Source organism: Streptomyces sp. TLI_146, from assembly GCF_002846415.1.
Classification (GTDB): Bacteria; Actinomycetota; Actinomycetes; order Streptomycetales; family Streptomycetaceae; genus Streptomyces.
In genome coordinates this window covers 6,380,990-6,405,265 of sequence record NZ_PJMX01000001.1, presented here as the reverse complement: position 1 = coordinate 6,405,265, position 24,276 = coordinate 6,380,990, and the positions used below count along the sequence as shown (strand labels likewise).

The 24,276-nt window shown below is 63.0% G+C and carries 25 protein-coding genes; 3 read left to right on the top strand and 22 right to left on the bottom strand.

The features are described from left to right. Positions 1 to 938 precede the first annotated feature (938 nt). The 6 genes from BX283_RS28750 to BX283_RS28725 form a co-directional block, all read right to left on the bottom strand. Positions 939 to 1,238 carry a hypothetical protein gene (locus BX283_RS28750; protein WP_143676483.1) on the bottom strand — a complete coding sequence of 100 codons (300 nt, stop codon included), beginning with the start codon at positions 1,236 to 1,238 and terminating at the stop codon, positions 939 to 941. A gap of 725 nt (positions 1,239 to 1,963) precedes the next feature. Continuing rightward, complete coding sequence (locus tag BX283_RS28745) at positions 1,964 to 2,614, bottom strand: hypothetical protein (protein WP_143676482.1); 651 nt, start codon at positions 2,612 to 2,614, stop codon at positions 1,964 to 1,966. A gap of 356 nt (positions 2,615 to 2,970) precedes the next feature. Next, positions 2,971 to 3,321, bottom strand: coding sequence for a hypothetical protein (locus BX283_RS28740; protein ID WP_101390382.1), 351 nt, complete (start codon positions 3,319 to 3,321; stop codon positions 2,971 to 2,973). Between the two features lie 168 nt (positions 3,322 to 3,489). Continuing rightward, positions 3,490 to 4,335, bottom strand: a complete 846-nt coding sequence (locus tag BX283_RS28735) for a helix-turn-helix transcriptional regulator (protein ID WP_101390381.1) — start codon at positions 4,333 to 4,335, stop codon at positions 3,490 to 3,492. A 15-nt stretch (positions 4,336 to 4,350) separates the two neighbouring features. After that, the gene (locus BX283_RS28730) at positions 4,351 to 4,881 is read right to left on the bottom strand and encodes a DUF6879 family protein (protein ID WP_101390380.1); all 531 of its coding nucleotides are present in this window, start codon (positions 4,879 to 4,881) and stop codon (positions 4,351 to 4,353) included. Beyond that, entirely contained in the window at positions 4,805 to 5,116 is a 312-nt protein-coding gene (locus tag BX283_RS28725) for a hypothetical protein (RefSeq protein WP_101392622.1), read from the bottom strand. Before BX283_RS28725 ends, BX283_RS28730 begins: the two co-directional genes overlap by 77 nt. Positions 5,117 to 5,244: 128 nt before the next feature. Between BX283_RS28725 and BX283_RS28720 the strand changes: the two genes are divergently transcribed. The 3 genes from BX283_RS28720 to BX283_RS40140 all read left to right on the top strand — a co-directional run bounded on the left by BX283_RS28720 (position 5,245) and on the right by BX283_RS40140 (position 7,273). Then, a complete protein-coding gene (locus tag BX283_RS28720) occupies positions 5,245 to 6,420 on the top strand; it encodes a helix-turn-helix domain-containing protein (RefSeq protein WP_101390379.1) in 1,176 nt (391 codons plus the stop codon). 83 nt (positions 6,421 to 6,503) lie between these two features. Next, positions 6,504 to 6,839 carry an Lsr2 family protein gene (locus BX283_RS28715; protein ID WP_101390378.1) on the top strand — a complete coding sequence of 112 codons (336 nt, stop codon included), beginning with the start codon at positions 6,504 to 6,506 and terminating at the stop codon, positions 6,837 to 6,839. A 200-nt stretch (positions 6,840 to 7,039) separates the two neighbouring features. Then, positions 7,040 to 7,273 carry a hypothetical protein gene (locus BX283_RS40140; RefSeq protein WP_143676480.1) on the top strand — a complete coding sequence of 78 codons (234 nt, stop codon included), beginning with the start codon at positions 7,040 to 7,042 and terminating at the stop codon, positions 7,271 to 7,273. Between the two features lie 66 nt (positions 7,274 to 7,339). Here BX283_RS40140 and BX283_RS28710 read toward each other — a convergent pair whose 3' ends face one another. The 16 genes from BX283_RS28710 to BX283_RS28650 form a co-directional block, all read right to left on the bottom strand. Beyond that, positions 7,340 to 9,121 (bottom strand): recombinase family protein, encoded by a 1,782-nt coding sequence (locus tag BX283_RS28710; protein WP_101390377.1) that lies wholly within the window; start codon positions 9,119 to 9,121, stop codon positions 7,340 to 7,342. 53 nt (positions 9,122 to 9,174) lie between these two features. Next, entirely contained in the window at positions 9,175 to 9,414 is a 240-nt protein-coding gene (locus tag BX283_RS40135) for a hypothetical protein (RefSeq protein ID WP_143676478.1), read from the bottom strand. Between the two features lie 71 nt (positions 9,415 to 9,485). Continuing rightward, positions 9,486 to 10,469 carry a DUF932 domain-containing protein gene (locus BX283_RS28705; protein WP_101390376.1) on the bottom strand — a complete coding sequence of 328 codons (984 nt, stop codon included), beginning with the start codon at positions 10,467 to 10,469 and terminating at the stop codon, positions 9,486 to 9,488. A gap of 101 nt (positions 10,470 to 10,570) precedes the next feature. Beyond that, on the bottom strand, positions 10,571 to 10,792 hold the full coding sequence (locus BX283_RS28700) for a hypothetical protein (RefSeq protein WP_101390375.1): 222 nt from the start codon (positions 10,790 to 10,792) through the stop codon (positions 10,571 to 10,573). Beyond that, positions 10,774 to 11,061 carry a hypothetical protein gene (locus tag BX283_RS28695; RefSeq protein WP_143676477.1) on the bottom strand — a complete coding sequence of 96 codons (288 nt, stop codon included), beginning with the start codon at positions 11,059 to 11,061 and terminating at the stop codon, positions 10,774 to 10,776. The genes BX283_RS28700 and BX283_RS28695 overlap by 19 nt, the downstream gene beginning before the upstream one ends. 59 nt (positions 11,062 to 11,120) lie before the next feature. Further along, complete coding sequence (locus tag BX283_RS28690) at positions 11,121 to 11,303, bottom strand: hypothetical protein (RefSeq protein WP_101390373.1); 183 nt, start codon at positions 11,301 to 11,303, stop codon at positions 11,121 to 11,123. 101 nt (positions 11,304 to 11,404) lie between these two features. Beyond that, the gene (locus BX283_RS28685; RefSeq protein ID WP_101390372.1) at positions 11,405 to 11,992 is read right to left on the bottom strand and encodes a hypothetical protein; all 588 of its coding nucleotides are present in this window, start codon (positions 11,990 to 11,992) and stop codon (positions 11,405 to 11,407) included. Between the two features lie 139 nt (positions 11,993 to 12,131). Continuing rightward, positions 12,132 to 12,425, bottom strand: a complete 294-nt coding sequence (locus BX283_RS28680) for a hypothetical protein (RefSeq protein WP_101390371.1) — start codon at positions 12,423 to 12,425, stop codon at positions 12,132 to 12,134. Between the two features lie 57 nt (positions 12,426 to 12,482). Further along, positions 12,483 to 13,298: a replication-relaxation family protein gene (locus BX283_RS28675; protein WP_101390370.1), complete on the bottom strand. Its 816-nt coding sequence runs from the start codon at positions 13,296 to 13,298 to the stop codon at positions 12,483 to 12,485. Positions 13,299 to 13,435: 137 nt separating this feature from the next. After that, positions 13,436 to 15,724: a type IV secretory system conjugative DNA transfer family protein gene (locus BX283_RS28670; protein ID WP_101390369.1), complete on the bottom strand. Its 2,289-nt coding sequence runs from the start codon at positions 15,722 to 15,724 to the stop codon at positions 13,436 to 13,438. A 333-nt stretch (positions 15,725 to 16,057) separates the two neighbouring features. Next, entirely contained in the window at positions 16,058 to 16,987 is a 930-nt protein-coding gene (locus BX283_RS40130; protein ID WP_143676475.1) for a hypothetical protein, read from the bottom strand. Between the two features lie 606 nt (positions 16,988 to 17,593). Further along, on the bottom strand, positions 17,594 to 17,839 hold the full coding sequence (locus tag BX283_RS40125) for a hypothetical protein (RefSeq protein WP_143676474.1): 246 nt from the start codon (positions 17,837 to 17,839) through the stop codon (positions 17,594 to 17,596). Between the two features lie 32 nt (positions 17,840 to 17,871). Continuing rightward, a complete protein-coding gene (locus BX283_RS28665; RefSeq protein WP_143676472.1) occupies positions 17,872 to 18,093 on the bottom strand; it encodes a hypothetical protein in 222 nt (73 codons plus the stop codon). Positions 18,094 to 18,553: 460 nt separating this feature from the next. After that, on the bottom strand, positions 18,554 to 20,398 hold the full coding sequence (locus BX283_RS40120) for a hypothetical protein (RefSeq protein WP_143676470.1): 1,845 nt from the start codon (positions 20,396 to 20,398) through the stop codon (positions 18,554 to 18,556). An 880-nt stretch (positions 20,399 to 21,278) separates the two neighbouring features. Beyond that, a complete protein-coding gene (locus BX283_RS28655; protein WP_101390367.1) occupies positions 21,279 to 22,064 on the bottom strand; it encodes a replication-relaxation family protein in 786 nt (261 codons plus the stop codon). Then, on the bottom strand, positions 22,061 to 24,229 hold the full coding sequence (locus BX283_RS28650; RefSeq protein ID WP_180357277.1) for a type IV secretory system conjugative DNA transfer family protein: 2,169 nt from the start codon (positions 24,227 to 24,229) through the stop codon (positions 22,061 to 22,063). The genes BX283_RS28655 and BX283_RS28650 overlap by 4 nt, the downstream gene beginning before the upstream one ends. Between the last annotated feature and the right edge of the window lie 47 nt (positions 24,230 to 24,276).

Genomic DNA, 24,276 nt, shown 5'->3' with positions numbered 1-24,276 from the left:
TGCAGTCACCGCACTAGAGACCGAACCCGCGTCCCAACGAGGGGTTTTCGGGATCCGACGGAGGTTCCAGTCTGCGGTTCGGGCTTCGTGGGGAATGCTCTGACAGCGATTCGTTCAGATCACGCGCGCTCGCGACGCTTGGGCGCCGTTCGTCCGGTGCGATCGGGTGCAGCGCTTCCGCAGACGGCGAAGACGGCGGAGAACGACGCTCCCTCCTCGACCCGCTCCTTGGCGCTGGCCTGGCACCGCGCTGCCTGACTCGGGATAGTTCGGGCCACTCGCTCGACACGCGCAGCACCAGGTGGGCCGCTCACCTGTGCATTGCCCGCCACGACTCGCACAGCGAAGTCCCGTGCGACATGCGCTTGATTGCCCGGTTCACGGGTCGGGAGAGATTGTTTGAGACTGTGAAACTGAGGGCGAAGGTACAGGATGCGACGAAGAAGTAGTGGGAGACGGGCTGGCGCACTCCGGGCAGGTACCTCGCCTATCTGATGTATGCCCAATCTTGAGATTGAAGCTTGCAAACAGTCCGAGAGCCACGAGGGCGAGCGCGCCACATGCCAGGTGAGCGGCAGCAATTCTCATCAGTGGCTTGTCATATGGATCAACCTTATATCGAGACACGGAGAGCATACTGATCATTCTCCCCATCGCTGCTAGCCCAAGAATGAAAGCCAGAAGCAAAAAGAAGAGCCCTACATAGAACAACCAATCAGTGTCCGACCCGAGAAGGCCGACCAAAATGGTCACACTGAGCACAAAGATTGTTGCGGTTCCTGTGATGGTTGTCGAAAGATACGCAGCAACGACAGCCACCCCCGAGCGCAAGTCCTCAGAAGTAACGCGGCGCCCGGCTCTACGTTGCAACGCAGGACCGGCGCGACGCAGGGGCGCTGGCCGTTTCTTTGACCTCTTGCTCCGAGCCACAGTCGCCGCTAGGCGCGATTGTTCTTCTCGCCATCAACCGGCCAAAGGCAAAGAGCCGATCGAAACTTAATCCTGAGCGCCGCCGCGATCACCGGCAGGTCATCTTCCTTAATGTACTCCGGCCGAAAGAACTCTAGACCGGTGCGAATATAGTGCTCAAGGTCCGCTCGCGTGCGCACGAGATCCAGCGCACCAGGATTCGCCTCTTGCACCTTATTCCACTCGCCCTCCTCCACCAGAACATAGTCAAGAATAAATGACTTAATGGAAGGGCTGATCGACAGGCCGGTGTAGCCCGTGGTCTTCATACAATGGTCAACGACCTCGGAAACGAACTCGTCACGATTAACGGACTTCACTGCGGCTCCACAGTTCGACGGCGTACCGGGAATCCGTCCCCCCTGATCTCGCCTCACTAAACCAGTGACCACCGAAAATCACTCATCAGGAGCAGCCCTCAAAAACTGCAAGGCACACAATGAAAAGGCAGCCAAGGAAAGTCCCTGACTGCCCGCTTGGGAAGCCTTAGTGATGGTGGGAGAATATCATGCCGAGAAGCAGGGCAACGAAGAGGCCAAGCGACAGCGTAATAACCAGCCAGAGCCTAAGTCCCGGCCAAATAGCACCCTGCCCCCTTTCGTTAAAGATAATCGCGTGCAGCTTCATGCTCCAGCTCCATGTGGCGAGTCGTGCAGGTAAGCGATCACCGCGCACGCCCGCCCCGCATGGAGCTGGCGAGGCGAGTTGATCACGCGGGGCCGCGAGGGCCGCCTATCCATGTGAAAATGGTTTTCAAAATGGATGCCGCGATTGTAGCAAGCTTTGTGTTGCTAAACAAGTAGTCCGGCCTGAATTCCAGCAGGGATGGGGCGCGATGGAATTGCCCTCAGCGATTCACCACGCAGCACAATCCGGAAGAAGCGCTCTCGACAAATACGGTGATCTAACGGTCGGGGTCACGGAATCATCGAAATGCTTGGAAAAAGACCCGTGCCCCCGAACGCGGCCAGGCGTCGAGGGCGTAGCGGGTGAATCAGAGTGCCAAGTGGAGGTTTCCCACCTGAACCGGCGTACAGCCGTAGAGGCAGTTAACCGTCCGGACGGCTACGGTCCAGCGGATGCGTGGGTCTGTGTAGGCCACTTCTTCGGCGCCTTGTGACGTGCGTTCAAGGGTCCACTGGTTGTGCACAATGCCCATAACCCCCCAGGGGATGGAGTGTGTGACCCACGCCGCGACGTATCTCCCCTTGAGACGAGGACAGCTCACGACTGCTTCCGGCGCACAGGAGGTACAAACAGGGGGTGCGCTGGTGCGTTCGCTCTCCTGGATGTTCAGGCCGTCGAGGCTGCGGGCAATGTAGAGCTGCCGCTCGAAGTGCTCTTCCAGGGTCGAGCCACCGCAGACCTGGCAGAGCATGTCCAGCATGGCCCTCCGTTGCCGCAGGGCGTGGACCGCAGGAAAGTCCGGGTCACCCTTTCCACGGGCGAGGCCCTGGCGGACCCACAGCACGCCGTTGGTGTCACGGTCGTACAGGGTCTCCTGCTCGTACCCGAGGTGGCTCCCCCTAGCGTCACGCCGAAGGGTGACTGGAGGGATCGTCATCTTCTCCGGACTCCAGGTCGTGATCCAGGGGACGGTAAGACCGTTGCGCTCGTATCGAGTCTTGGAGGAGGCGAGGGGCATTGAACGTACTTTCGCTCTCACGGGCGACGTCAATCGCCCTAACCTGCAACGTGGTTGGGGCTGGACTCGACGCTCCGCACCCTCGAAGAACGGAAACGTTTCCCGAGGTCTGGGCGTCTAAATGGGCCGATAGATGAGGCGAGTGGTGGTCATCACCCAGAGTCCGCGGCCTTCGAGTACAAGCACGCGCCCCGTGCGGCCGCCCCTACCGCGAAGGTCTGACACCCGGTGGTAGGACCCGTTAAGGAAGACGTAGTCCCCCACCTTCATCTGGTCAGGGGTCCTGCGCTGAGGTGCTGTTCCTGCGGGCGGCGGGGCCCACCGTGTGTGCGCTTCCACGGGCCCCTTGGGCGCCGTCACGCCCCCTCCTCAGGCGACCCCTTCTCCGCCTGACTGCCGGTGGCCGGCTCTCCCGGCCAGTGACGTTCCAGAGCCCTGGTCAGCCGTTCAGCGGCCGGGATGTCACACGGGCCAAGGGTGAGTACCGGGTGCTCCAGGGCGCCGGCCTTCAAGCTCATGTGGCGGAGATTCACGCCGACCGCCAGCAGGGCGGTGTAGAGACTGGTGTACGCAGCCTGAGCACGTTCCTGGGAAACGGGCTCCGAGTGGATCGGGCTCTGCTGCGGCTCGCGCTTAGGGAGGGCGCTCTGCTTGGTTAGCGGTCTCGTCTTGAGCGCCATTTCGGTCTCAGTCGCCATGATGTTCATGAGGAGTGCTCCTCGATGCATGGGCAGCCGACCGCCAACGGCAGGGTCGCCGGAGGCCAGCTGGTGAGGTGGGTATCGCCCGGTCCTGCTTGGGGGGACCGAGCGGCGTGTCCTCACCGTAGGGAACCGGGGAAGGCGGCCTCAACGAAGTTGCGTGTTATTGCGGAGCTAGTTCAAGGCGTCGATCGCCGCACGGATCAGCGAGCGTGCAGGGTCGCCGTAGACGGCCATCTTCGACAGCGCCGCGAAGGCCTTGCGGTAATCAGCAAGTTCCCGCGGTTGGACGACGTTGATCTCCGCCGTCAGGGTTTCCACGAGGATGCGGGCGTCGAAGGCGTAGAACGCCTCCAGCGGCCAGACAGCGCGCTGCGCAGTGAACGGAATGATGCCGAGCGAAACGGACGGCAGTCGCATGACGGTCATCAGGTGGTCCAGCTGGCCGGCCATCGTCTCGGGATCACCGACCCGGGAGCGAAGCACCCACTCCTCCATGAGCACAACGAAGCGGTGAGCGCCTTCGTAGAGGAACCGGCTGCGGGCAACACGGGCGGCCACGGCATCGGCGACGTCGTTCGGCGTGCCCTGAAAGTCGGTAATGGACTGCATCAGAGCCGTGGCGTAGGCAGGGGTCTGGAAGAACCCCGGAACGACGTTGGAGACGTAGGTGCGGCACATGCCGGCCTGCTCGTGCAGCGTGTACCAGTCCTCCTGGACGCGCCTCATGCCGTCGCTGTGCAGACGGCGCCACTCCAGATACATCGAGTCAACGGCGCGGGCAGTGGCGATGAGGTCAGCCGCCTGGCCGTCAGCGCCGCAGGCGGCACACCACGCCCGGATGTCCGCATCGGACGGGGCGATCTTGGCTCGTTGGATGCGGGTGGTTTTCGCCGGATGCCAGCCGCACCGGGCGGAGAGTTCCTTCCCAGTGAGGCTGGCGTCCCTGCGCAGGTGCTGCAAGCGCGCAGCAAGCGCCTCGCGGGCTGCCTGGGCGCTGGATGAGGGAGAGGTGGGCATGGAGGTGCTGCGCGGTCAGACGATGTACTTCTCGTGGGGCGTGGCCCGATTCCAAACCGTCTCGAACGCTGCGGCGACCATCTTGACCGTCGCGGGGTCCTCGTTGAACTCGAAGCCCGGGTCAGCCCAGTTGCCGTCACCAGTGAAGAAGTGGAACAGCACGAGGCGGTCGTCGATCAGCCAGAGGTCGTTGCCGGGTAGTGCGATGTTCGAGGCCTTCCGGCGGGGGAGCCAGCGGACCTGCTCGCCGGCATCGAGGTTCAGGGGCGTGACGGCGTGCTCCCACCGGATGTAGTCCGTGACCGGCTCCGAGACAATCCGGGCTCGGCGCATGACGACACCTCGACCAACCGTCTCCTTCACGAGGCCCAGCCATTCGGGCCACCACGATGCCGTCGGGTCGAGGTCGACCGTGCCGGTGAGCTTGAACTGTTCGAACTCCTCTGCTTCGTCACCGACGCCGTAGGCGTCACGCATCTCCAAGTGGACCGCGCTCCGCCGTGCGCTCCTTAGCAGGGCGGTGAAGTCCGGCACGTTCTGCGACATCGCAAGCCTCCCTCAAGATCGGCACCATGCGCACGGGAATCCGTACGACGGCCTCGTGGTCGGGTATGCCCCGCGTGTGCCCCGGGACCCAGTCGGTGCCGCAGATCGTGGCCTCCAGTCGGGCGTCGGCCTTCCAGCCCTGTACGACGATCTCCGCCGCCTCGTCCTCGATCCACACCGTCGGCGAGCCACCCCCGCCGGTGTTGGGGTCGATCCCGACGAACTCTAGGTCCATGATTCCCTCCCGTAGCAAGCCGGTTGCGCGTTCTTGCGCGTGGTACCAGTCAAAACCTGCTGGACCGTCCGGACTACGTCCCGCCGACGGTCTGCACAACCTGTGCCTGGATCGGCAAACTGTGTGCCATGACCGCGTTAGGCGAGGTACTGAGGCGCGCACGACTGATAAAACGACTGTCCCAAGACGGGGTCGGCGCGTCAGTGGGCTACTCGGCATCGTGGGTATCCCGGGTGGAGACCGGCAAGATCATTCCGGATGGCGTGACTCTCGCCGCGCTGTGCGATCTCCTGGAGCTGTCCAGGGACGACGTGGGACTGGAAAGGGACGACGTGCACCGCCGAACAATGCTGACCCTGGGGCTGGGCGTAGGTGTCGCCGCCGTCCTGCCTGCTTCTGCCGCAGCGACCGAGCCGAAGGACCTGGTCGAGCGTGCGCTCTTCAACCTTCCCGAGTCACGGCCAGCGTCGCGCGAAGCGCTCTCCGCCTCTCTTTCCCAAGCACGGAACCTGTTCCAGGAGGCGCACTACACCGAGCTGGGCGAAACGCTGCCCTCGCTGATCTCGGGGTCCCTGGCCTCCCAGGCGCACGACGTTGCAGCCCGGGCGTATGTGCTCCTGGCGCAGCTAGCCATCAAGAACTATCAGGGGTACTCGTGGATCGCAGCCGACCGAGCAGGCGGTGCGGCGGCACGGTCAGGTAATCCCGTCGTGATGGGCGAGGCCGCGCACGCCATGGCCATCACCATGCGTCGCGCTGGGGAGTACCAAGCCGCGATCGACCACCTTGAACAGGCAGCAGCACGACTCGACCATGGTCCGGATCAACTGGCCATGCGCGGCACGCTCCTACTGACCGCCAGCTACAGCGCGGCTCAGGCCGGTTGGCGTGGACAGGCCCTGGCCTTCATCGGCGAGGCGGAGGAGACAGCCACTCGCAAGGAAACCGCAGCCCAAAAGCTCTACATCCCCGGCGTCTTCGGCCTCGACCAGACCAAGGTCTTCCGAGTCTCGGTGCACCACGCACTGGGCGAGGACGACCAGGCCCTTGGCTACGCCAGCAAGATCGACTTGCGGAGGCTCCCGAACGCAGAGCGGCGCGGCCGCACCTGCATGGACATCGCGAGGGTCTGGCGAGACCTGGGCGAGCCGGACCGAGCCTTCTCTGCGTTGCGCGCCCTGGAGCGGTTTGCACCGGAAGAGGCTCGCCGGCCGAAGGTCCGAGCCATCGCCTCCGAGCTCGCAGCGCTCAACGGGGAGATCCCAGGACTACGTAGGTTCTCTCAGCGCATCGGCGCCGCCTGATCGGACCCGAGTGCCTTGATGGTGAGGGCGAAGCACACTGCTGGAGACGTCAGAGCCGGTGCGGTGTCTCTAGAATCCTTCGCATGGCACAGAAGATCGTAACTATCTACACAGACGACCTCACGGGCGAAGAAACCGCTGAGGCCACAACGCACTCGCTCGTTATCGACGGCGTTGCCTATGAGATCGACCTCGGCCCGGAGAGCTACGACAAGCTTCTGGAGGCGGTGGCACCCTTCACCAAGGCCGGGCGACGAGTCCGCGGCAGCCGAGGAAAGTCCACCGCTTCCCGCCCGACCGGCGGCAACCAGGACACCGCAAAGATTCGGGCCTGGGCCAAGGAGAAGGGCTACGAGATCAACGACCGCGGCCGAGTGCCGGCTGATATTCGCGAAGCCTACGAGAACGCTAGCAAGTAGGTTCAGGGCCTCCCGCCTGGCCCAGGCGGGAGGCCACTTTCTGGTGCGACCCACGACGCTGGTCGAACTGACCCCCGAGCAGGCCTGCTCGGGGGTCAGTTGTTATTGAGCGGCAGCTAGTCCACACAGACATGTTTTCAGCTTGCGCTTGCACTCAATCTAAAGTCGCGCAATAGTTAATAAAATAAGTGGAGATTCCCATGAAAGAGTTCGATCACGCCGCTCTGCTGGAGTTGGACGAGCGGCTACCCGAATGGATAGGTGATGTACTAGCCGCCCAAGAGGCTGGAACTGGCATACAGATAGATGTCGATGGTTTCGACGATCCCGATCTTCTCTATTACGCACTAGCACTTGCCACGCGTGCGGGAGTTCCAATATTTACCGCCCCGAGCCAGGCATGGTTAAGCAAGCGCTACAAGACATCGCCCTGAAGATGCTGGACAAAATCCTCTCGGACCGGGAACCGGGGTCCTCTAACTAGAGGCAGACGCTCCTAGCTATCTTTCAGGCTGCCGCAGTGCATCAAGTCGAGCTTGCAATTCTGCGGGCAACCTTACCTCCGCATGAACCGTTCTCCCACTCTTGACTTCTTCTTCAATAAGGTCTGCCATAGTGTTTACTCTCGCGTACCAGAGCGAAAAGGCGGAGGCAAAAGTCTCCGCTTTTTGCTTAGTAGAGCCAAAATCAGAGGTTCGATCAAGCTCGTAGTTAGCTTCGCGAAGGAGGAAGGAATCACCGAGAGGGCGAAGCCACTTTTTGGCTTCAATAAGCACTTTTCCACGTTCGATCACCACCTTATCGGCAAGTTCGATCAGTAGGCGGCGCTGGGCAACCCCGTCGGCCTGGAGGAACGGCTCCCGAAGACTTGCCGCGAAGTGGATTGCCTTGATCGACCCGACTAACTTGCTCCAATCGAGCTCCGCGGGCCGCCCGACTAACCGTTTCAGCTGAGCCATGCGCTTTTTATACCCGCCATGGTAGAGCTTGTAGTCATCACGGTCGATCTCACCCGAGGCCCGCATCTCCACCAGGCCCCGGTCTTTCTTTTCGAGAGAAAGGAGCTCCGCCTTTTGCCCTTCAAGCTCGGCGGCCTGGCCTTGACGCTTGGATCGGAAGTCCTTAATCAGAACGTCGTATGCCATGTCGCGGAACTCGGAGATCAAACGGTAGCTCGATAGGGCCTCCAGGATGGCGCTAACAAGCTTGGGCTCACTGATGGGGCGCTCGGCGCAGCGTCGGCGTGAGTTTCGGGAGCAGTGGTAGTAGACATAGATGGCTTCTCGGTTGGTCGTCGCATAGTACTTACGCTTCTCGGTGCAGGTCACCACCCGGCCGCATCTGCCGCAGTTTAGGATTCCGGAGAATTTCACGTACGCCCGCGTGACCAGCCGGCGCGTGTCTCCTGAGGTGTGACCTCGAAAAATTTCTTGAAGCCGCTCATACTGATCTAGGCTGATGACGGCCTTATGGCTACCTTGGCGGAGTTCGCCATTCCAGATGAAGTGTCCGGTGTAAAAAACGTTTCGCAGCATCGCCCATACACCTCCGTAGCCAATTGGCCTACTTGGGCGTTTTTCAGTTTCGCGGATCGTTAAGCCCCACTCCTCGGCCATGAGACGCCGAAGCTCAGCTGTGGTGTAGTTTCCGGTAAGCGCGTAAGCCATGCCACGCTCGATGATCGGCAGTCTGGCCTGATCCTCTACGATCGTTCGAGATCCTTTCTTCTTTCTGTCTCCATCCGTGTTGTAGCCGAGTGGCACCGGACCGGGATACCACCCCTGCTCAGCCTTCTTGTCGGTGCCACGCCTAACGTCTCGGGCTAACCTTTCAGACTCATATTGCCCCTGTGACAACATAGTTCGAAGAAGCATGAGACCTTCGGGTGTCTTCTCGAACGTGAACGTCACAAATTTGAGATCTAACTTGCCAGCCCCAACCAAGCGTACGATCGTCGATGCATCTTCCATGTTCCGAGAAAGTCGGTTGGGATGCCAGGAGATGATGCCGGATATCTCGCCTGCCTCAACGCGTTCGATGATCCAGTTGAACTTCTTTCTGCCTGGCTTGAATGCGCTCTTACTCTCGGTGACCGGCTTGCCGAATCTGGGAAGGTCTGGAAAGGCAGCGTTCATCTGCTCGATCTGCGAGGGGATCGATAAGGCCTGACGTTCCAAGCCGACAGTAGACTTTCTGGCGTAATCAACCCAGAGCTCAATGCGTGGCGGTTGGGCGGCTTTGGCTAGTGCGGCAGCTCGGGCTTTGATGTAATCGTGCGGCATCCATAAGGTCCTCCATTAACCTGCGAGGCGAACGGATGGGTGGGTGACCGGCATCACTTCACTCCATCGTCTTTTGATAATTGCCCTAATTGCTCATGTTGTCCAGTCTTGGCTTTTTCTTCTGCCGCGACTACCTCAGCGAGCTTTTGCTTGATTTGAGGGTGATAGACAAGGTTCACCAGGAACATGAGACTGTTGAGTTCTTCGATGGCTGCACTCTCGGTCACTTCCTCGTTGAAATAGTCCTTGCAGAGCTCCTGATACTTCTTGATGTCTTGTTTTTCAAACGTCATGGCTTTTCTCCAGGGTTAAAAGTGAAAAGGGGTACACAGCGCAAGCTGTGCACCCCTGTCGGTGAGTGCGGTCAGGCAGCTACCACTTCCCGCGCCAACTTCAGCGCCTGAGCCTTCAGCGGCTCCGGCTTGATGAGCGTCCGGTTGAGCTTGGTTTCCCAGGTGCGTGACCGTCGGACGTGGTCCAGGTACTCGCCTGCGGCCTGCACGAGCCCGTAGGCGGTGTGAGCGACCGGAGCAGTAGTCGGAGACGCCAGAACATCTCGGATGGCCGCTCGGGCTTCCTCAACGTTCCTGGCGACCCGGTCGGTGACCAGGCCGGCGGGCGGCATCGGAATGAACTCCCGCACGAACAGCTCACGTTGCTGGGCTGTGATGGATATGCCGAGCAGCTCGGTAGCCAGCGCCTCATAGGCGCGCATCTCCTGACGAGCGCCAGTCACAGCCTCGCGGGCTTGGACGACGCGGTTGCGCCAGCCGTGCTTGTGCACGAACGAGAAGGTGGTGCCGGTGCGGTCGCCTTCCAACTCGGCGGCCCGGAAGGTGTTGGCGCAGACGATGCGAACCGCGGTGGCTCGCAGGGTGCAGCCGCCGGGCTGACCGTGTCGGTTGGTGATGGCCAGGTACGGCAGCGTCGGGGACGCGTCGCCGGGCAGGACGATGGGCTCGTCCAGCAGGGCCAGGCACCAGACGGAGCGGCCTTCATCGAGGGAGCCGGCGGTTTCCCAGGAGACGTTGGGCTGCTTCAGAACGGCTTCGACGATCTCGCCCATCTCTCTGTGGTCGATGACCGCGTAGGAGTCCCGGTTGATCCACAACGTGGCGCTGGTGTCCGACCGGGCGATGCGCTGCCAGCCCTCGATGGGCCGATACAGCGGCTGGCCGTGGCCGTCGATGCTGACCAGCTCGTAGACGGACTCGGTGATCGGGTCCCAGGTCAGGCCGGCGAGCTGCCGGGCTTCGGCCCAGGTGGTGGGGTGCTGGTCCAGGACCAGGCCCTCACGGTGCCAGGGCATCTCCCTGACGGAGAACATCGACTCAACGTTGGCAGACATAGCTGCCTCCCTTGATCAGTTCGGACATGGGGAAGGCAGCCCACGCATGGGCGTGGACTGCCTGTGGGGTTGGAGGTGAAAGGTGCGACGGGCTGGCCAGGTCAGGTCTCCCTCAGCTCGTTCCAGAAGTAGCCGCAGTTCGGTGCGGGCTCGCCGACGAACACCTCAATTGGGATCACGTCGGTGTCCTGGTTCTCCCAGCGGTGATGTGCCATCACCCGGAGGACGGCGTTGATCGCCTGGGTGTCACAGGTGACGTAGGTGTACGGCTTCTCGCCGTCGTAGCGCTCTCGCCCCGCGACAGTCACCGTGTAGGTGGCCATGACGGCTCTTCCGCCTGCTCGGCGTAGAAGTGCATCAGCGCCCGCTCGACCAGAACATCCGGCTCCAGGCTCGCTGCCGCTGCCAGGTGCAACAGGTCGGCGAGCAGGTCGCTGATCTGCGCCTCGATCGGGTCGGCGTACTCGGCGTCACTGTCGGGGAACTCGGACACGTATGCCTCGACCGCGGCCTGCGCCGCCTCCTTCTTCATCACGGCGGCCAGTCCTTTCAATCCGTCGTGCCATCCGGTGATGAACGGCGCTTCGGACATGAGGAAGGCAGCCCTCGCGACGCAGGGGCTGCCTGTTGGTTGGGGTGAGAAGGAGCGATCTACTCGGTGTCCACGAACGTCAGCTCCGTGACGTGGAAACTGGCTGCTGGGTGAAGAGCGTCGGCGTAGCCGGTGATGGGCAGGCCGGTGAAGAACCGGATCTGCTCAGCCAGCCAGCACCGGGCCAGCAGGGCGTCGGACCCGTCCTCGGGCTCGAAGGTGATCTTCAGGGTGAGGTCCACGGCATGGCTCCTCTGTGGGTGCCAGGAACTGGGGAGAGTCACCAGCGACAGGCGGGCTGCCCGCCGCTGGTAGGTGGGCCGCTGGAATGAACGGCCGTGCCCTATACCTCCGAGACATTGATGTCCGAGACGTCGTAGGTGGAGCTCTCGCTCTCGACGTTGTCCAGGCCCGACAGGTCGGGCTGGAGGTACTTCACAGCGTCTTCCTTGGCAGCGGCCTCGCCGCCGGAATCGACCACGTAGCTGCCGGTGATGGTGTACTCGACCCGGACGCGGGGCTCGTACGGCATGAGGTTGAAGGACTCCAGGAAGTCGTCCAGCCCCTCGCGGCAGATGTCCCCCTCCTCGTGGCGCACGATGGCGTACTGCCGGATCATCTCCAGCAGCTCGTTGTGCGACCGGCGCTGATCGGCATGGGCCTGGATGGCGACGTGACGGCAGATGGACAGGGCCTCTACGGCGTTGCGCAGAGCGGCTTCGCGCACCGCCGGGTCGGCGATGGGCTGGATCTCCAGCACCTTGGTGCCGTAGGCCGTGATGCGCCCGGCGAAGTAGACCTCGATCAGGTCGGGCTCAGCGACGCGGAGGACGACGGCGTTCGCTTCCCCGATCTGGACAGCGGCCGGCAGCAGCGCGGCCAGGTCCTGCGGCGCAAGCGTCCGCAGAACTTCGGTGGTCAGCTCAGTCATGGCTGACTCCTTCCGAATGGAAAAGAACGAGCACTGATTTCAGCGGTGAGGCTCAGCGCTCAGGGCCCTTCGGGCAGGCGCCCGCCCGACCAGCCGGGAAGCCCTCGGCGGCTGGTCAGGTGGACGTCTGCCACTACGGTCACAGCGGGCGGGCGCAGACGAAGCAGTGCTCGCCGTCAGCCAGGTCATCGGGGTAGAGGACCTTGGGGAACTCGTACGACGTGTAGCTGTCTTCGTCGTGGCGGTTGATCCCGACCGTCTTGGCGGCCTCATCGAGCACCTGCTCCGTGCTGAAGCTTTCCGGACTGTCGATGAGGTAGTAGGGAGCAGCCAGGTCTTTGGTGCAGTCCGGGCACACGGTCTTCTCGCCGTAGTAGTACGCGATGATGTCGGTCGCGCCCAGGAGCGCTTCTCGCTTTGCTGATGTGGTCATCTACCGGTTTCCTTTCACGTTCGTTGATTCGAGCTGGACGTATTCGGTTGTGCGGATTTAGGTGATGGGTGACGCAAGGGCGGTCAGCATGTCGGCTTCCGTGGTGACGACGAACAAGCCGCGAGCCGCTGCCGTCTGCCGGTCGATGACGCGCTGGACCGCCTGGCGACGGGCGCCGGTCGGGACGATGAAGATGACGCCGGGGAAGATGCCGAAGCGCTGCTGCTCGACGCCGGAGAGTTCGAAGCGGCGGTAGGCGTCGCACTTGTCGGCGATGTGGCGTTGGCCTTCGGTGCCGCGGTCGATCTCCACGAACCAGGACAGCTCCAGGCCACCAGTCACCAGGCGCACCACGGCGTCTGGTTTGGCCACCAGGGGCTCGTCGCCCAGGCCGAGGTAGCGCCGCCAGCTGTCAGGCTCGGCCTTGAACTCCCGCAGCGTCGGGCCGCCATCGCGGCCCTGCTCTCTCAGGCGGACGTACAGCTCCGAGATCGCCAGCCGGTGGGCGAGGAAGGCGTCGGACGGTAGCCAGCTGCGGCGCTGGCGTTGGCGGGCGGCGGTGTCAGCCCCGCTGAGAGCCCAACCGGCGTCAGTCAGCGTGAACACGTACCCCGGTGCCCCAACCTTGCGGTCGCGGGAGCGGTTGGCGTGGCGCTGGATCAGGTGGAACCGGACCAGGCGTTCAGCGTGCCGCTGGCCCAGCCGAGCGGTCGTGGCCGGCTTGCAGTCACCGAAGACGAGACGGCCAAGCTGGGCTGTCGTGGCGACGTGCAGGGTGGCGAGTTCGGCGAGGAACTGGCGTTCCCGGGCGGTCAGGTCGACGGCCAACTGGGCGAGGCGGCCACCGGTGAAGGGACGGGTGGGCGGAGGCATGGCGGTAGGGCTCCTTTCAAAAAGATGTGTACGGGAAGGGGTAGAGATTCATACACGCGGATGGGTCAAAAAGGCGGTCTGAGCAGGGAAAACACCCGTGGAACTCCTGCCATATGGCGACAGGTCTAATGACGGGCTCACGCGGCGGGTCGGGCTCCGCGAGCACCGCTTCGAGGTCGGCTGGCCTGGCGGCGATCGGCGATCTCTTGCTCGACGGCAGCTCGGTCGCGGCCGTAAGCCAGTCGGGAAGCCGCGCGGGCCGTTGGGCCCCAGCCAGATGGTTCGGGCGGTGGGTTGGTCGCGATGGTGACGGGTGGACTGACTTGGCCACCGGTGACGACGGCCGCCACGGCGGAGCGGGGCTCCAGGGTCAGCAGGTCTTCCGGTTTCACCAGCGGGCCGAGGGCACGGGCCAGCGTCGCGGCATCGTCAGCACCGGGCTGGAGCACGACCTTGGTCCGGGCCTCGCTGAGCAGGGCGGCCCGCAGGTTGGGCGGTACCTGAGTGATGTGCTGGAGGGCCGCAATGATGCCAAGGAAGTGACCGCGGGCCCGGGCCAACATGTCGGTCAGGTCGGCACCGCTGCGCAGGAAGCGGCCAGCTTCATCGATGTAGAGGAACGTTGCCTGACGCTGGTCACGCGTGACCGCCGCTCGTCGCATAGCGGCGTTCCAGACCATGCTGACCAACAGGCCACCGAGCAGGTCGACGGCGTAGGAGCCCGCCAGGCCGGAGGGCAGGGCCACGAGCAGGATCTTGTGCTGCTCCATGACCTCTCGCATGGTCCAGGCAGGCTGGGCCTGGCCGAGCATGGCGCGTAGCTGCCGCCGGTCGGTCAGCGGTGAGATCTTGTTGATGACGGCCGAGACAGCTTGTCCGCGTTCACCTTCGCTCCAGCTGTTGAAGCGGGCGAAGAAGGCTCCCACAGTCGGAGCGAAGGCGGGATCGAGGCGGGCCAGCAGTGAGGCGCGGAAGACCTCGTCGGTCAGGACGGCCGGTAGCTCGACCAGCGTCATACCGGGGGTCGCTGCCAACAGCACCAGCGCAGCCTTGAGGACTTCCTCCAGGCGTGGCCCCCAGCTGTCGGCGTTGGCCTTGATGAGGTCCATGACCTGGTCGGCCACCAGTTCGGCGTCCTCTGGGGCGCAGGCCAGCGGGTTGATGCCCACGGGCCGGTTGTCAGCGGCGTCGAGGTAGATCAGGTCACCGATGCGTGCCTCGGGAATGCGATCGGCCACGTCGCGGGCCAGGTCGCCACCGGGGTCGAGCAAGATGACACCACGGCCAGCTTGAATGTCCTGGGTCAGCTGGTTGAGCAGCAGCGTCGACTTGCCGGAGCCCGTAGGGCCGGTCACCAGCTGGTGCATCAGGCCGTCGATCGGCGAGATTGCGACCGGTCGTTGCAGACCCTCGTAGGTGGCGGTACCGAGGACACGGCCGCGGGTGGGCAGCTCGGGAACCGGTGGGAACGACCGGCCACCACTCAGTCGCAACCCCGGCACGGTTGGACCGGCCAGTGGCCAACCAAGCAGCGTGGCGGCTTCCTGGGCGTTGACGTGAACAGGCGCTACACCGGTGCCGGTCGCGGCCTGGGCCAGCCAGTCGGCAGCCCGGCGAGGCAGCCAGCGCGGTACGAGCGCGGCGCCGTTGTAGTCCAGCTGATGCAGCGTGGCCATGAGCCGGCCCACCAGGAAGTGGGCTCGCGGACGGTCAGCTGCCGTAGCTCCGACCGTGCCGATGACGCCGAACCAGGGTTCGGCAATCTTGGCCTTGAAGTCAGCCGCAGCCTGCTTGTCCAACGGTGCTGGTGGCGCGGCGGTCAGCAGCTGGCCGACTCGGTGCAACCACGGTGGCAGGACAGCAAGACCGGAACTGGGCCGCCGGGCGACCGGCAGCTGCGGTGTCCGAACGGGATAGACCACCAGTTGGTAGAGCAGTAGCTCGTCCCGGGCCAGTGGCTGGAGCGTGCTGAGCAACGCGACGGCAAAGCCTTCCGGCTGGTCGGTGCGCAGGGGACGCGCTGTGGTGGTGAGGCGAATACGCCGCAACCAGCCCGCTGTGGGCAGGGCCGGATTTTCAATGGGGGTCGTGCGCAGGTTGGGCACGATGCCGCGCAACTGGCGCAGCAACACGTCGGCCTGGTGCTTGGGCAGCCGGAGCCGGTGCTCAATGCGGCCGGGCCAGCCGACCGACTCGAACACGACGCTGTCGCGGCCAAAGAGCCAACCGCGAGCCGGCCGCAGCCGGGTCAGGGCGTGGAGGAAGGCCGTCACCTGCCCAATGGTCAGGTCACGTGGAAAGCCGAGCCGGTACGTGACTCGGGCAGCGTCTCGGGTGAGCTGGTCGCGAAAGCGCAAGATGAGAATAATTGCGATGGTGGCGCTGAAGAGCGCGGCGCTTGCGACGAGCGTTGTCGTGTCGCTCATGGACGGCCTCCAGTGTACGGAGGCAGCGAATAAGAGACACTTACGGCCGAGACGGGCCAGAGATTGCGTGGTGCTTCACGAAGCATCCACCCCCCTTGGCCACAAAAATCCGCCCAGGCGAATTTAGTGGCGGTTACGCGAAGCGCAAGTATGCACATTGCAACTTCACCCATCAATTATAGCACGGCAGGGCCAAAAAGTCAATGATCTTGTGGCCCCACATCTGGTACGCGTGGGCTTTGGGAGGGTGGTTTCGACGCGCTGACCCTGGGACCTTCGGGCGAATTAGCGACAGCCTTTGCGAACGCCTAGCGGCGGCCGAGGAAGGTGTGTTCAGGGGTTTGATGTTCTCGTTGGGGGAACATTCCCACCACTTGCCGGCGTAACGTCGGGGGCTGCTGCACTCCCCTGCGACTCCTGGGGCTGGGTTACCCCCTGTCGCATTGCATCCATAAGGTCTTTGGGGTTTCCGATCTTTTTGCTGCCCCATAGGACGGCGGGGCCCATAAGGAAGATCAATGCCGCAGGCACCACAGCCCCAACAGGGACACCAAGTGAGATCGTTACCCCGGCAGCAGCAGCCGCAGCAGTAGCCCCCCACAGCACGATTCGACGATCACCCTTTGTCGTCTCTTCTTCAAGCTCTTCTGCAGACGGTGGAGTATAAACAGGTAGCTGGTTATCGTCCAGCAGAGCGAGCAGTCGACCTGCCGCAAGACGCTCTAGGATCCTCATAAGCATGGCGACCAAATTAGGCAGTTCACTGACACCCTCTTTCAGCACTCGCCCCACGCACTCATCGAGAGCTAATTCCACCCGAACCGCATGCTCAAAAAGCTCCCTCTGCCGAGCAGTACCGCCTCTGCGCGTTTCACTTTTACTGAACTGGATAAGCGTCCTGCCGATTCGATATACACCCCGATCGACCAACAAAATAGAGGACCGCTGCTCTTGGACATCGAGGCACAGCACTACACATTTGCAACATTCGTAGAAGGCCCTTCGATGCCCCACCGCCGCCAGGAACGACCGCACACGCTTGAGCTCAAGAGGCCACCATAGGATTGCAAATACATAGAGGGCGATTGCCGTATAGAAGGATTCTCTGTCTGCGAGCCTATGAAAATGCGCCTCGTACGCCTCTCGAACGAAGGGCACAGCGGAATGAGTTGACCACACAAAGGCCGAGATTGGGAGGAGGAACGCGGACACAATACCTGCGAGAGGAACCAACTCAGACATCCAGTACCCGTCAAGGGCCATAGCATTCAACTTCGCGCCCGATATAGAAAAGTGGATGCCAAAGGTTCGACAGCTAAGGCGGAGGTTGGAAACGAGGCCCTTCCGGCTAAATACCGCCCGACTACCCCGGGAAAAGACTCGGATGTCGGGGCGCCGACGGCTCGGTGGCGGCTGATGGGTTGCAAAGAGGAACAAATTAACAAACTTGGTAAGCACGAAGGAAACCAGTGCTACTGCAGTGCAAGCAGAAGCGAACTGTAGCCAATTCAGGAGCGTCACAGAGAAGACCATACTGGCCGAACAGATACCCCGGGGCCGGAATACGTGAAGAGCAGCCTGACCTCTCGGAAGTCGCGCCAGTTGGCGAGCGCCAGTCCGGGGCAGCGTCGTTGGTCGTGACGGCGACCCCGCCCATCGTGCGGTGACAGCGGCCGGACTCGGAGTCGCAGCCTCACCACTGAGACGTCGCGGACTGGGTGGTGTTCGACTACATCCCCTCCGCAGGACTGCAGCTCCGACGCGCAAATGTAGCGGCGGCCGCATCATGAGATGCAGCCGCCCTTCTCCCCCGGTTGTCCGCCCGGCCCTGTAGTCGCTCAGCCTTGGCAAGTCGTGGCTCTCGGTACATCACCGTGCCACCGCCATAGCCTGTGGCGAACTCACATGGTCCATGACCTCTGACCAGGACTCAAACATCTGGCCGCAAGGGCAGAAGTAATCTTCGACGTCGCCGTGCTCCGATGCCCATTCAACCAGGTCTTCCCGGTCACTCGTCATGCTTGTTGGCTTACCATTGCCGTCGCAGTGATACCAGACGGGCACCAGCACCGATGCCTCGACTTCATTGATGTTGCAGGGGTAGGTAGTTTCCATGGTGGAATCCTCCTTAGATTTATGTGCCGTAGTTAGCGACTCAGGAGAATGAATCCGAGCACCGCGGCAAGCACCAGCAGCGCTGCGAAGTGTCGGACCAGCTTCATCGCCCACGTGCTCCAGGCTTGCGGCTTGGCCTGAGACTCACGCAGTTCACGCAGTGGCCGGGATTGCATCACTCGCCGTGCCTGCATTGCTTGGAAGCTCACCACATCGATAACCTCGCCGGTTTCCATATCGACGTAACGTTTCACGATGGGTCGGTCCTCCTGCTAACTACGAGACCGATACGGGCCAGTAGGAGACGCCGTCACGGTGGAGCGCCCGTACCCGAGAGCTAGCAGTGGAAGGGACGGACGAACGACCTTGACGGCATAGGCGACGACTGGCTGACGATCGGCGAGTAGTTAGCAGGAGGACCGGAGGTTATCCGAGGAAGAATCAGCCGTTGGTGCAGCTCAGCGCCCTGATGGTCCCGTTCGACACGTAGGCCGATGCGTAGGCCGGCGCGTAGGGAGTATCCCGCCGGGCGGCAAGCGCAGGGTTTCTGGAGCCAGTCACTAGGTGGGCAACCGACGGCCCTATCGGGGACAGGCGTCTTCGAGCCTCCGGGCGTGCCGTCGGGGCTCGGGAGGTAGGCCGTGGTGTTCTTTCCCGGCTAGCCCATCGACATATCCGGAAGTTGGTCGTTTCCTGGTGGGACTCGCTCAGTACTTAGGCGCCACACTGGTGGTTGGAGCGGGGTCCACAGAATTGGTTGGTGCCACCAATTCCTGCATCGTCAATATTGTTGGCAGTATCGAAGATTATGGTGTCGGTGCTGGGCTGGCTAAGGACACCGACTACTTGGCCTACTCGCCAGTCCTGTGGCGAATTGGAGGCGGTAATGCGGGCTGTGGCGCCAGCTGGGGTGACAGTGAGTTGGAAACTCATCTCACATCCATGTTTAGCCTTGGTGCAAGCCGGGGCGCTGCTGGGGTCGCGATAGTTCCAATAGGGGCCCCAGTTGAGGGTGCCGGCTCCGTTTTCATCGATCGTGATCAGGCGCCGGTGAGCGTACCATTCGCCCTGAAAATTTGCCTTTAGTGCAGCGGCGGCGTCGAATCGGGTCAGATCAACGTAGACGCTGGTCAGTTTGTACTTGCCGCCAGTGAAGACATTACTGATACCGGCGAGTTGAGCCTGGACGATCTCCGGGACGAGCTTGAGGCTGTCCAGGAGAGCGGGGATCAGGGCGGTGGTATTGAACTGGGCGAGAACGAGCTTTCCGCAGGTTTGAGCAGCCTTGACGGCCGACTTGAAGCGGTCGCCGGGAGAGCCGTCGGAGGCGAGTGCATCCTTCGAGTCAAGGATGCAGTCGCCTGCTGCGAGCACGTTGCCGAGTTCCGCAGCCCGGTCAGGCTGCCCTTCGGATTTCGCTGGAGTGCTAGTGGCGGTGTGAGTGGCGGTTTGGGCGGCCTTGGCGAGACCGGAACCACCGGTCTTGGAAGTTTGAGATACAGCGATGTTCTGCACAATGCCTTCAAGCCATGACTTGTCGGCGCTGAGGGCTGGCATGAAGACCAGAAGAGTGCCCAACATCATGTCGAAGGCGACAGCAGTGCCATCCATGTGCCCGTGCAGATTGGCAGTTCTGGTCATTTTGTCATTGACAGTGACACTTCCCTGCTTGGCGCCGGCGATCACCTTCTGCCCCTGGGTCATGTAATACAGGTTGCGGATTACACTGACGGTATCGCCGCTGCCAAGTGCATCTTTAATGCTGACTGTGACGCCTTGCGGAAGTCGGTCGAGACGGAGTGGATAACCCACCCCGTTGACCATGTTAAGAGTGATGTCTTTTCCATCGCCATCGGTGCAGGCGTGGAACCGGCCATCACCGACGGCGGTGTGGGTGCTAGCGGTGACAACTGCGCTTGGCTTATCGCACTTGAGCTTTGGCGGTACGGCAAAGAGGTCTTCAACGATGGTGGATGCCGTGACGGTAATGAGCTTTTGGAAGTAACTCAGAACACTGGTGGTGGCGTCGACTGCCATCTGGATGCCACGGCCGGCGATGTGAAGGAGTCGCTTCCCCGGAGCGATGACGTAGGTCTTGAAGAGGGAGAAATGCGGTGCGGTGCCGGTGACGCGGTGGGCGGCACTATCAACGCGCGAGTCGAGTAGCGGAAACCAAGCACCCAGCTTGGGATCGAAGACCAGGATGCCGATCTGGGAGGCTGTACTACCTGGCGGGAGCTGCTTGGGGTTGTACGACAGGGTGACGCGACCCTGCGCAAGGCGACCTCGGGTTGTGGTCACTTCTACCGGAGTACCCAGTCTGGCAATGCCGAGCTGTCCGTCGGTGGCATCGGTATTGACCTGGTGGCGATCTTGGAACGTGATTTCTGTATTGTCGTCTGCCCCGCCGGGCGGAACCGTAATCGTGACGCTCTGGGCACCGGCCTGGCCGCTAATCGTGCCACCTTTACTCCCTACCGTGGCGGTAAGGCCTTTCGGCTGGTGACTTCCACTGCTGCAAGCGCCCAGCGCGAGACTGAAGGTGACGAATAGGGCCACGATGGTGGCCGATATGCGGAGGCTTCCGCGGTTCCGCTGAGGCCACATGATGGGTCCCTTTGCCTGCTGCAGTTTATCGCTCGACGCGCTTCCGCTAACTGGAGACCTTCCCGCCCCTTGTCGTCATCTAGGAACCGTCCCTTGTGGCGTCGGGAACGTCAAGCCGTGGTTCTAAAAATACGCAAACTGGCGGAGAGACCACCAGTTTGCATGGCTTCGTCATGTCGGCGTTCAGCTTGTCGCAGGAAGCGCGAGGGGTGCCAGGCTGGAGCTCTTCGCTCATCGAATGCATGTGCCACTACGCCTTGGCTCAATATCCTCATCTGGCGCTTGCCATTGGCGATCACCTCGACTGGCTTGATCACTAAGAGACTGTCTCATGCGGTGGCCTTCGGCTGAGAAAGGCGAGGAAGTAACTGCCCTTGTGTTTCACCTGTCTCGTACCGCAACAATGGATCGAGTCTGAACCACAGATCTCATGAGACTGATCTGAACAGAGACAAGGACGAGTCGGTCGAGCAGGGTGGCCCAGCCCGGCCCGACGGTGGGCGCCCAGGCGGGGACGTAGTGGGGGTGCTCGGACAGTTTCCTGGTCCCTAATGGTGTCCAGTGGCCGCAGAGTCTGACAATCCGGTCGGGTGGGCGCTGGTCGAGGTCAGAGCTTGGTGGTGGTCACGAAGCCGAGTGAGGTCAGGCCCTCGGCCTGGCATGGCCGGTCGGAGGCTCCGCCGATCTCAGTCTTGCAGTGCTCATACGCTTGGCGGACGTTTCGCCGGCGGGCTTGCTTGCCGAAAGAGACTGAATGGCGGCCCTGGTGAAGCAGCCTGTCTACGGTCTACGGTCTCGCTGGCAGCTCAGGCGTGTGCTCAACATGGCGATCCTAAAACCGCAAGAGAGCCGCTATCGGGTCCTCCAGCAGCCCAACGGAGAAGAGCTGACGAACCTCCGGCCGGCTCTGGACGAGTCGGCTGAGGTACTCGGCGCGCTGCTGGTCCGGGACCAGGAAGACGATGCGCGGGAAGGCTCTCTCGGGCTGGGCAAGACGGTCATGCTGGTAGTACGCCACGTACTGTGGCACCTTCGTCTCGATCTTCGCGCCGTACTGGTTGGCCCGGTCCACCTCGATGAAGAAGCTGCCTTTACGCCGCCGGCCATCGGCCGTGACGATGCCGACCTGCGTGAAGGCGTCGGGCTTGAGGGTGCGCTGGCCAAAGGTGCGCCAGCAGTACGGTTCGGTCTGGAAGTTGAGCAGCGAGAACAGCCCGGACTGGTCGGCCTCTCGGAGCACGACGTACAGCTCGGCGACACCGAGGAAGTGCCCGATCGTCGGCTCGTACCAGGAGTACGGCCGCCGCGGTCGCGTGCTGGTGCCCTGGCTCAGGTGCTGACCAGCGACATCGAGGGTGTACAGAAACGAGGCCGAGCCACGCTGGGCACCGCCGACCCGCCGCTCTCCAACCCGGGCGAGAACACGGTGCTCGGTCAGCCGGCGCAACACCGCCTGACGGTTCCGGGCCCGGCTGGTGTCCGAGCAGTCAGCGAAGAACAGCCGCTCCACCTGGCCGCCGGTCATGATCTTGAATCGACCGACCTCGGAGATGATGGCGAGGTCTCGCGGGCTCAGCTGCGGCGCCAGCTGGTTGAGGTACTTCCGCGTGATGCTCACAGCTCCCACTCCTCCCAGCCGATCTGCTCTGGTGGCGTCGGCTCCGGAGCGGTCCCGGTCGTACGACCTACCCGCCGTGTCGCCAGCCTCAGCCGCTCGTCGATCTCTGCCTCGACCTCGGCTCGGGGCCGTCCGTAGCGCGAGCGAGAAGCGCTCTGGGCGGCCTGTCCTAGCCCGACAGGTGCGGGCGGCGGGTGGGTCCGGCCGGTGACCGGCGGTGTCGCCACGCCATCGACATAGATGCGAGCGATGATCTCGCGCGGGCCCAGGTGGGCCAGGTCGGCCGCGGTCGCCGTGCCGCCCAGTTCCTGGGCCAACAAGGCCAGATCGGAAGCCGCCGGTTGGAAGAAGATCTTCGTCCGGGCATTGTTCATGACGTCCTTGCGCATGCCGTCGGTCAGACGGCTGACGTCCTGGGTGGCCACAGTGATCGGGAGGCGGTGGCCGCGGGCCTTGGCGAGCATGTCGCCGAAGGAGATCGGCAGGTTGATCAGGTCGCGGAACTCATCGACGTACAAGGCGAAGTTCTCGGCTCGCTCGGTGACCTGGATGACGTTCCACAGCGCGTTCAGACACAGCGTGCCGACGAGGGCGGCTTCCTCGTGGAGCTGCGCGCTGTTGAGCGGAATGAGCACGATCTTGCGCGCCGCTACGGCCGCCGCCAAGTCGAGGCCAGACTGGACCTGGCCGAACGTCGCCCGCAGTTCGGGGTAGAGGAGCAAAGGACGCAGTCGGCGGGTGATGGGCGCTCCGGTCTCGGCCTGCTCACGGGTGCTGAGGTTGTCGAACCACTGCCAGAAGTCCAACAGTTCGGGGTTCCGCAGCTGGCCGGTCAGGGTGTCGCGGAAGGCCTGGCCTCGGGGACCAGGCAGAAGGGCGAGCGGCACCTCGATCACGGTGTAGCCGCACTCGGCCAGCGTCATGAGGGTGTTGCGCAACACGTCATAGGCGCGAGGGGTGTTGATCGACAGGCCGAAGAGCTTGTCGAAGACCAGCATGAGCTGACCGGCCACCCGGTCGGCGCGGTCTCCAGCCAGCACGTTGAAGCCGATGGGCCGCTCAAGGTCGGTGACGTCGAACAGCAAGACGTCGGCCAGGCGCTCACGCGGTATGGCGTCGAGGATGCGCCGGACGGAGTCGCCCTTGGGGTCGATGTAGGCCAGGCCCGCGCCGGCCTGGATGTCGGCGGTGATCAGGTTCTCGATCAAGGTGCTCTTGCCGGTACCGGTCGGGCCGACGATCAGGGTGTGGGCAGCCCGGTCCTCGGCGGCGATGGCCAGGGGCCGGATGTCACCGGGGAAGTTCGACGTCCCGATGACCAGCCCTTGCCGGGGCAGGGAGTAGCTCGGGGCCAGCCGGCGCGAGTGGCCGAGTGCCAGACCGGCGACCTGGGGCGAGCCGAACGGCCAGCCGATGACCGCGGCCAGCTCAGCCGCGTTGAGAGTGGCGGGGTAGACCAGCGGGTTCGACCTGGCCTGAAGGCGCTGGCGAGCGGTCGCTGACCGCACGAACCGCCGCTTCTTCACCCTCACGCCGTGTGTGCGCAGACTGCTGTAGTGCGCCTGGAGCCGACCAAGGAGAGCCTTCGCACCAAGCCCACGAGCTGCCATGCGGCCGACCGCGAGGAAGACCGGTTCGGCGTTCTTCTGCTTGTGCGCCGCCTCGTCGATGGGTCGTTGGGTCCACCTTCGGTTGGGGGTCGCACCCTGCGACCGAGCCGCCGTGATGATCCATTGCTGCCCGAGGGCTTCGTTGCCGCTCAGGCTCGTAAAGCAGCTGAGCAGGCCAGCCGTGACTGCTGCTGGCGAGGCGATCCGCAGCGGCACGTGGGCGTTGGATGTTCCGACCTCTACGACTCGTGACCAAAGCGTCGTGGCCATGATGTCGTCGGTGCCGTCAACCGGCGTCACGGTAGCGCCGGCCAGGTGGGTCTGGAGCATGTTCTCCACACCGTCTGTCGCGCCCGCCACGGTGAAGTAGTAGCGGATACCGCGTACGTCGGCGTAGACCTCCAGGGCGACCGTGCTGTCCCCGCCCAGGAGCGACAGACGCAGAGGGCCGTACAGGGCTCGGAGGACGGCGAGTACCGCATCGCGGTGGAGATCATGAGGGAAGAGCACGAGGTACGTACGGCGACTGCGATCAATCCCAGCGGGAGTGTTCAACGCCTCTCCTGTATGACGGATGAAAAAGCGCCGAAGCAAAGGACCTG

Coding starts and splice junctions, on each gene's coding strand:
- BX283_RS40140 (WP_143676480.1), top strand. CDS start 7,040: ATGAAAGAGTTCGATCACGCCGCTCTGCTGGAGTTGGACGAGCGGCTA.
- BX283_RS40125 (WP_143676474.1), bottom strand. CDS start 17,839: ATGGAAACTACCTACCCCTGCAACATCAATGAAGTCGAGGCATCGGTG.
- BX283_RS28725 (WP_101392622.1), bottom strand. CDS start 5,116: ATGGACCTAGAGTTCGTCGGGATCGACCCCAACACCGGCGGGGGTGGC.
- BX283_RS40135 (WP_143676478.1), bottom strand. CDS start 9,414: ATGACGTTTGAAAAACAAGACATCAAGAAGTATCAGGAGCTCTGCAAG.
- BX283_RS28685 (WP_101390372.1), bottom strand. CDS start 11,992: ATGACTGAGCTGACCACCGAAGTTCTGCGGACGCTTGCGCCGCAGGAC.
- BX283_RS28730 (WP_101390380.1), bottom strand. CDS start 4,881: ATGTCGCAGAACGTGCCGGACTTCACCGCCCTGCTAAGGAGCGCACGG.
- BX283_RS28710 (WP_101390377.1), bottom strand. CDS start 9,121: ATGCCGCACGATTACATCAAAGCCCGAGCTGCCGCACTAGCCAAAGCC.
- BX283_RS28715 (WP_101390378.1), top strand. CDS start 6,504: ATGGCACAGAAGATCGTAACTATCTACACAGACGACCTCACGGGCGAA.
- BX283_RS40130 (WP_143676475.1), bottom strand. CDS start 16,987: ATGGCCCTTGACGGGTACTGGATGTCTGAGTTGGTTCCTCTCGCAGGT.
- BX283_RS28675 (WP_101390370.1), bottom strand. CDS start 13,298: ATGCCTCCGCCCACCCGTCCCTTCACCGGTGGCCGCCTCGCCCAGTTG.
- BX283_RS28750 (WP_143676483.1), bottom strand. CDS start 1,238: ATGAAGACCACGGGCTACACCGGCCTGTCGATCAGCCCTTCCATTAAG.
- BX283_RS28670 (WP_101390369.1), bottom strand. CDS start 15,724: ATGAGCGACACGACAACGCTCGTCGCAAGCGCCGCGCTCTTCAGCGCC.
- BX283_RS28740 (WP_101390382.1), bottom strand. CDS start 3,321: ATGAACATCATGGCGACTGAGACCGAAATGGCGCTCAAGACGAGACCG.
- BX283_RS28700 (WP_101390375.1), bottom strand. CDS start 10,792: ATGGCCACCTACACGGTGACTGTCGCGGGGCGAGAGCGCTACGACGGC.
- BX283_RS28720 (WP_101390379.1), top strand. CDS start 5,245: ATGACCGCGTTAGGCGAGGTACTGAGGCGCGCACGACTGATAAAACGA.
- BX283_RS28695 (WP_143676477.1), bottom strand. CDS start 11,061: ATGTCCGAAGCGCCGTTCATCACCGGATGGCACGACGGATTGAAAGGA.
- BX283_RS28745 (WP_143676482.1), bottom strand. CDS start 2,614: ATGCCCCTCGCCTCCTCCAAGACTCGATACGAGCGCAACGGTCTTACC.
- BX283_RS28705 (WP_101390376.1), bottom strand. CDS start 10,469: ATGTCTGCCAACGTTGAGTCGATGTTCTCCGTCAGGGAGATGCCCTGG.
- BX283_RS28735 (WP_101390381.1), bottom strand. CDS start 4,335: ATGCCCACCTCTCCCTCATCCAGCGCCCAGGCAGCCCGCGAGGCGCTT.
- BX283_RS28680 (WP_101390371.1), bottom strand. CDS start 12,425: ATGACCACATCAGCAAAGCGAGAAGCGCTCCTGGGCGCGACCGACATC.